The sequence below is a fragment of the uncultured Sphingomonas sp. genome (assembly GCF_964243315.1).
Lineage (GTDB): Bacteria > Pseudomonadota > Alphaproteobacteria > Sphingomonadales > Sphingomonadaceae > Sphingomonas.
The window spans coordinates 1-6378 of sequence record NZ_CAXTEM010000095.1; the positions used below are offsets into that span (position 1 = coordinate 1).

General features: G+C 68.3%; 7 protein-coding genes. 2 read left to right on the top strand and 5 right to left on the bottom strand.

The window, feature by feature from the left end:
* The coding region (gene ribB / locus ACFE77_RS15745; RefSeq protein ID WP_375422595.1) for a 3,4-dihydroxy-2-butanone-4-phosphate synthase at window positions 1-1013 on the top strand (1013 nt) is incomplete at its 5' end.
* Between the two features lie 28 nt (window positions 1014-1041).
* Window positions 1042-1464, top strand: a complete 423-nt coding sequence (gene ribH, locus ACFE77_RS15750) for a 6,7-dimethyl-8-ribityllumazine synthase (protein WP_375422596.1) — start codon at window positions 1042-1044, stop codon at window positions 1462-1464.
* Between the two features lie 148 nt (window positions 1465-1612).
* Here the strand turns inward: ribH and ACFE77_RS15755 are convergent, their stop codons facing one another.
* The 5 genes from ACFE77_RS15755 to ACFE77_RS15775 form a co-directional block, all read right to left on the bottom strand.
* The gene (locus ACFE77_RS15755) at window positions 1613-2509 is read right to left on the bottom strand and encodes a sterol desaturase family protein (RefSeq protein WP_375422597.1); all 897 of its coding nucleotides are present in this window, start codon (window positions 2507-2509) and stop codon (window positions 1613-1615) included.
* A gap of 52 nt (window positions 2510-2561) precedes the next feature.
* Window positions 2562-2954: a hypothetical protein gene (locus ACFE77_RS15760; RefSeq protein WP_375422598.1), complete on the bottom strand. Its 393-nt coding sequence runs from the start codon at window positions 2952-2954 to the stop codon at window positions 2562-2564.
* Window positions 2951-3385 carry a TIGR01244 family sulfur transferase gene (locus ACFE77_RS15765; RefSeq protein WP_375422601.1) on the bottom strand — a complete coding sequence of 145 codons (435 nt, stop codon included), beginning with the start codon at window positions 3383-3385 and terminating at the stop codon, window positions 2951-2953. Before ACFE77_RS15765 ends, ACFE77_RS15760 begins: the two co-directional genes overlap by 4 nt.
* A gap of 284 nt (window positions 3386-3669) precedes the next feature.
* Complete coding sequence (gene recQ / locus ACFE77_RS15770) at window positions 3670-5436, bottom strand: DNA helicase RecQ (protein ID WP_375422599.1); 1767 nt, start codon at window positions 5434-5436, stop codon at window positions 3670-3672.
* Window positions 5437-5476: 40 nt separating this feature from the next.
* The coding region (locus ACFE77_RS15775) for an ATP-binding cassette domain-containing protein (protein WP_375422600.1) at window positions 5477-6378 on the bottom strand (902 nt) is incomplete at its 5' end.

A 6378-nucleotide genomic window follows, 5' to 3' on the forward strand; every position in this document is an offset into this window, starting at 1 on the left:
GCGACCTCGTCATCCCCGCGCAGATGGCGACGCCGGAGAAGATCAACTTCATGGCCAAGCACGGCCGCGGGTTGGTCTGCCTGGCGCTGACCAGGCGGCGGGTCGAGGAACTCGGGCTCCAGCTGATGAGCCGCAACAACGGCACCCGGTACGAAACCGCGTTCACCACCTCGATCGAGGCGCGCGACGGCGTCACCACCGGGATCTCGGCGGCGGACCGCGCACGGACGATCGCGGTCGCGATCGATTCGTCGAAGGGCAAGGAAGAGATCGTCACCCCAGGCCACGTCTTCCCGCTGGTCGCGCGCGATGGCGGGGTGCTGGTGCGTACCGGGCATACCGAGGCGGCAGTCGACGTGTCGCGGCTCGCCGGGCTTAATCCCTCTGGCGTGATCTGCGAGATCATGAACGAGGACGGCACGATGGCGCGAATGGATGATCTCGTCGCGTTCGCGCAGCACCACAACCTCAAGATCGGCACGATCCGCGACCTGATCGCGTTCCGCCGCCGCTACGATCACCTCGTCGAGAAGCGCGCCGAGGCGAAGTTCATCAGCCGCTGGGGCGGGGATTGGACCGCGCTGACCTATTGGAACAAGGCGACCGGCACCGAACAGATCGCGCTGGTGAAGGGCAAGGTCGATCCCGCGAAGCCGACGCTGGTGCGGATGCATGCGCTGTCGACCTTCGCGGACATCTTCGGCGAGGACGGCGATCGCGGCAATCTGCTCCAGCGGTCGATGGAGATCATCGGCGCGGAGGGCGCGGGCGTGGTCGTGGTGATCAACCGACCGCGTACCGACCAGTTCACGGTCGCGTTGCAGGCCAAGGCAGGCACCTTGCCCGCCGCCGACATGGAAGAATTGCGCGACTATGGCGTCGGCGCGATGATCCTGACCGAACTCGGCGTCGAGGAAATGGTGTTGCTGACCAACACGCATCACACGCTGGTCGGGCTCGACGGCTATGGGCTTTCGATCGTCGGCGAACGCGCGATCACGGTCGACGGCTGACCCGAACACCCGAACGGAAACCGACCACATGGCCACTATCCTGATCGTCGAGGCACGATTCTACGACCACCTGAACGACCTGCTGCTCGCCGGCGCGCGCGCCGCGATCGAGCGCGCGGGGCATGATCACGAAACGATCACGGTCCCTGGTGCGCTCGAAGTGCCGGGCGCGATCGCGCTGGCGGCGGAGGGCGGCGATTACGACGCGTTCGTGGCGTTGGGCGTCGTGATCCGCGGTGAGACCTATCATTTCGAAGTGGTCGCGGGTGAAAGCGCGCGCGGGATCATGGCGTTGACGATGGACGGGCTGTGCATCGGCAACGGCATACTGACGACCGAGAACGAGGCGCAGGCACTGACCCGCGCGCGGCCGACCGAACTCGACAAGGGCGGCGGCGCGGCGGACGCGGCGCTGGCGATGTTGGCCTTGCGGGAGCGGTTCGCGGGTTAGGGTTGGGGGCTTTCCCCCAAGAAATGCCCGTCACCCCGGGCTTGACCCGGGGTCCCGCCAATTTCGACGGAGGGACGCCGTTGCTGACGCGAAGGAGCGGGACCCCGGATCAAGTCCGGGGTGACGGACTGGGTGTCCGCCAACGCTCCTATTCACTCGCCCGCTTTGCTTCTCGCTGCTGCCAGCGTGCGCGGATCGTCTCGCTGGTGTCGCGGCTGCCATCATGGCTCCAGCCGGGTGGGCGCCAGACATAGCCGAGCTTGGCGCGCCACGGCGCCGCCCGGACGTCGCGCGCGATGCCGATCCATTCGTGGCACGCCGCCCACCACAGGCTGAACGACCCTAGGTTCTTGACGAGGCCGTAGCGCGGGCGGTCGTCGTCGCGTTCGCCGACGAAGGTGCCGAACATCCGATCCCAGACGATGAACACGCCGGCATAATTGCGATCGAGGTAGCGGGCGTTGGTCGCGTGGTGGACGCGGTGGTGCGAGGGCGTGTTCATCACCGCCTCGAACCAGCGTGGCAGGCGGCCGATTGCCTCGGTGTGGATCCAGAATTGGTAGACCAGATTCAGCGCCGCGACGAAGAACACCATCGCCGGGGGAAAGCCGATCAGGAACAGCGGCAGGCGGAACAGGAAGGCGAGGCTGAAGAACCCGGTCCAGGTCTGCCGCAGCGCGGTCGACAGGTTATAATGCTGGCTCGAATGGTGGATGACGTGGCTCGCCCAGAACCAGCGGACGCGGTGCGCGGATCGGTGAAAGGCGTAGTAAGCGAGATCGTCGAGCACGAAGCACAGCAAGAACCAATACCAGGCACAGCCGATGTCGAAGACGCGGAAGCCCCACACCCAAGTCGCGAGCGCCAGCACCGCGCCCGCCGACAGCACCCCGGCGACCGTGCTGCCGAGCCCGAGCGCCAAGCTGGTGAGGGTATCGCGCGGTTCGTAGCGATCGCGATCGCGCAGCCGCGCGACCAGCATCTCGGCGAGCACCAGCACCACGAATGCGGGGATCGCATAATCGATCGGGTTCGGCAGAACCAACGGCATCCCTCCGACGCGCGCGATCGGGTGCCGCGCCGCGTCGGGACGGAGCTTACACCCGTGTCAGTTGCGGCGCCAGCCGGCGAATGTCGAGCGCGTCGACTCCGGTGAGCGATACCGACCCGAACCGCCGCTCCCCGGTCTCGACCACGATGCCAGCGGGGGTGGAGCGGAGCGCGTGCCACGTCACTTCGCGTACCGCGATCCGCGCGCCGTGACGCTTCATCACCGCGACACGACCGTCGTCGGCCACCGCCAGTGCGCCGCTACCGTCCGCGCCGACCACTGCGCCGACCGTGTCGAAGCCAGGCAGCGACTGATCCGCGGCATCCGCCGCGTCCTCGGGGCTGGCGATCCGTTCGACGCGTCCTAGTTTCAGCGCCCAGCAGATGCCGGCGAGCACCAGGATCGCGGCGAGCGATCCGCCGAGCACCGGCCAGTTCATCGGTCGCTCGACAGCGCGTCCAGCATCGGACGGATCCCGCCCAGGTCATAGCCCGCGCCTTCCGCCTGTGCGACGAGCACGTGCGGCGCGCGCCCTGCCTTGGCTGCGGCGAGCGCCCACAAATTGCACGACCGCGTGCCGGACCGGCAATAGGCGAGCACCGGGCCCTCCACCGCGCTCAGCGCGGCGGCCATGGCGTCGAGCTGCGGGTGCGAGAAGCCGGCATGCGTCACCGGGATCGACGTATAGGCGAGACCGGCGTCTTCGGCAGCGACGCGGATCGCATCGCCCGAGGGCTGGCCCGCTTCTTCGTCGTCGGGACGGTTGTTGACGATCGCGACGAACCCCGCCGCCTTGATCGCGGCGATGTCGGCGGGGGCGATCTGCGGCGCGACCGAGACATGGTCGTTGAGCGTACGAATATCGAGCATCGCGACGCTATAGCGCCATCGGCGCGGGAGCGGGAGGGTGAACCGTGGCGAAATCGGGGTGAGGACATGCGCTTTGCTCAGCGTCACGCGCTCTCGTCGGAACGACGCCTCTGCCTAACCGATCTTGTGCTCCCGCGAAGGCGAGAGCCCAGGATCAAGCAGACCCGTCGGCCGTTGATCTGCTTGACCCTGGGTTCCCGCCTGCGCGGGGACACAACCCTTTTCCTGCTCGGCTACAACTTCATGGCGAGGCGGTTGCGCGGATGAACAACCGCGCGGCGCTCCTACGCCTCCCGGATCACCGCCAGGAACGCATCGCCATAAGCGTCCAGCTTCCGCGCGCCGATGCCGGATAAGTGCATCAACTCCGCCCGACTTGCCGGCCGTCGCGCCGCCATGTCGCGCAAGACGGAATCGTGGAAAATCACGTACGGCGGCACCCCCGCGTCCTTGGCCAGATCGCGGCGGCAAGCGCGCAGCGCCTCGAACAACGGGTTGTCCGCAGCGTTGGTAGCGACACCGGCGTCGCGCTTCCTCGACCGTACACGCTTGGGTGGCACCACGAGCGTCACCCGCGCGCCTTCCTTCAGGATCGGCCGCGCGCCAGGGCCGAACTCCAGCCCGCCATGCTCGTTGGTGCGTAGCGCGTCGCGCAACAGCAAGGCGCGCGCGACCGGCTTGATGAGCGCCGATTCCTCACCTTCGACGATGCCCCAGACCGAGAGATTCTCGTGGCCGCGGTCGACGCTGCGGTCGGTCGACTGGCCGCACAGCACCTGTTCGACATAGCCGACTCCGAACAACTGCCCGGTGCGGAACACCGCGCTGAGGAACTTTTTGGCGGTCTCGGTCGCGTCGACCGACTCGGTGGTGCCGAGGCAATTGTCGCAATTGCCGCAATCGTCGATGCGGTCCTCGCCGAAATGCTTGAGCAGGATGCGGCGGCGGCACCCCGCGGTCTCGACCAGCGCACCGAGTGCGGCGAGGCGCGTGCGCTCGCCAGGCTGGCGTTCGGGTTCGACCTCGCCGATCCGCTGGCGCGCGCGGGCGAAGTCCTCGGCGCCCCAGAACAGATGCGCGACCGCCGGGTCGCCATCGCGGCCGGCGCGGCCGGTTTCCTGGTAATAGGCCTCGATCGATTTCGGCAGCCCGGCATGCGCGACGAAGCGGACGTCGGGTTTGTCGATGCCCATGCCGAACGCGACCGTGGCGCAGATCACCATGTCTTCGCTGGCGACGAAATCGGCCTGGTTCTTCTGGCGGATGCGCGCGTCGAGCCCGGCATGATAGGCGCGCGTCGGCCGGCCGGTACGGGCGAGCGCCTCCGCCAGTTTCTCGGTCGCGGCGCGGGTCTGGGCGTAGACGATCCCGGGGCCGGGGGTCGCGGCGATCACGTCGGCGATCTGCTTGGACGTGCTCGCCTTGGGGCTGATCGCATAGCGGATGTTCGGCCGGTCGAAGCCGCTGACGATCATCCCCTCGACCGGGATGCCGAGCTGCTTGCAGATGTCGGCACGGGTATGCGCGTCGGCGGTGGCGGTCAGCGCGAGGCGGGGGACATCCGGAAAGGCGTCGAGCAGCGGTTCGAGCAGCCGGTAGTCGGGGCGGAAATCATGGCCCCATTCGCTGACGCAATGCGCCTCGTCGATCGCGAACAGCGACAGCGGCGACTGACTGAGCATCTCGCGGAAATGCCCGGTCGATGCGCGTTCCGGCGCGATATAGAGCAGGTCGAGGCCGCCGTCGCGGAACCGCGCGATCGTCTCGGCGCGGTTCTCGTCGACGCTGGTCAGCGTCGCGGCGCGGATGCCGACCGCCTCCGCCGCGCGGAGCTGGTCGTGCATCAGCGCGATCAGCGGCGATACCACGACGCAGGTGCCTTCCAGCATCACCGCCGGCAGCTGGTAGCAGAGCGACTTGCCCGCGCCGGTCGGCATCACCGCCAGCGTCCGCTTCGCCGCGAGCACGCGCTCGACGACATCGGCCTGCACTCCGCGAAATGCGGGGAAGCCGAAGACGCGCTGCAAGGTCGGAAGGGGGTCGGGGATCATCGGCGAGGCTGTAGCGAGGGGGCGGCGGAGGGTCGAGCGATCACTCGGCGGCCAGCGCCTCCTGCCGCTCCTGCGCCTGGCGCGCCCACATTTCCGCATAGATGCCGCCGCGGCGGAGCAGTTCGGCATGCGTGCCGCGTTCGGCGACGCGCCCGGCATCGAGGACGACGATCTGGTCGGCGTCGACCACGGTCGACAGGCGGTGGGCGATGACGATCGTGGTGCGGCCGCGCTCGATCGCTTCGAGGGTGGCGAGGATCTCGGCCTCGGTGCGGCTGTCGAGTGCGCTGGTGGCTTCGTCGAGGATCAGGATCGGCGGGTTCTTGAGCAGCGTGCGCGCGATCGCGACGCGCTGCTTCTCGCCGCCCGACAGCTTCAGCCCGCGTTCGCCGACCCGCGTGTCGTAGACGTCGGTCTGGCGTTCGATGAACTCGGCGATCGCCGCACCGCGCGCGGCGCCGGCGATCTCGTCCCGGCCGGCGCCTTCGCGACCATAGGCGATGTTGTAGCCGATCGTGTCGTTGAACAGCACGGTGTCCTGCGGAACGATGCCGATCGCGCTGCGCAGCGAGGCTTGCGTGACCTGCGCGATGTCCTGTCCGTCGATCGTGATCCGTCCGCCGGTGAGGTCGTAGAAACGGAACAGCAGCCGCGCGAGCGTCGACTTGCCCGCGCCCGACCGGCCGACCACCGCCAGCGTGCTGCCGGCGGGAACGTCGAGGTCGAGCCCGTGGAGGATGTCGCGGCCGGGTTCGTAGCCGAACCGGACGCCTTCGAAGCGGACATGCCCGCGCGCGATCGACAGCGTCGTGGCGTCCGGCGCATCGACGATGCTGGCGGGCGTGTCGACCAGGTCGAACATCGCGCCCATGTCGATCACGCCCTGTCGGATCGTGCGATAGACCATGCCGAGCAGGTCGAGCGGGCGGAACAGCTGCGCGA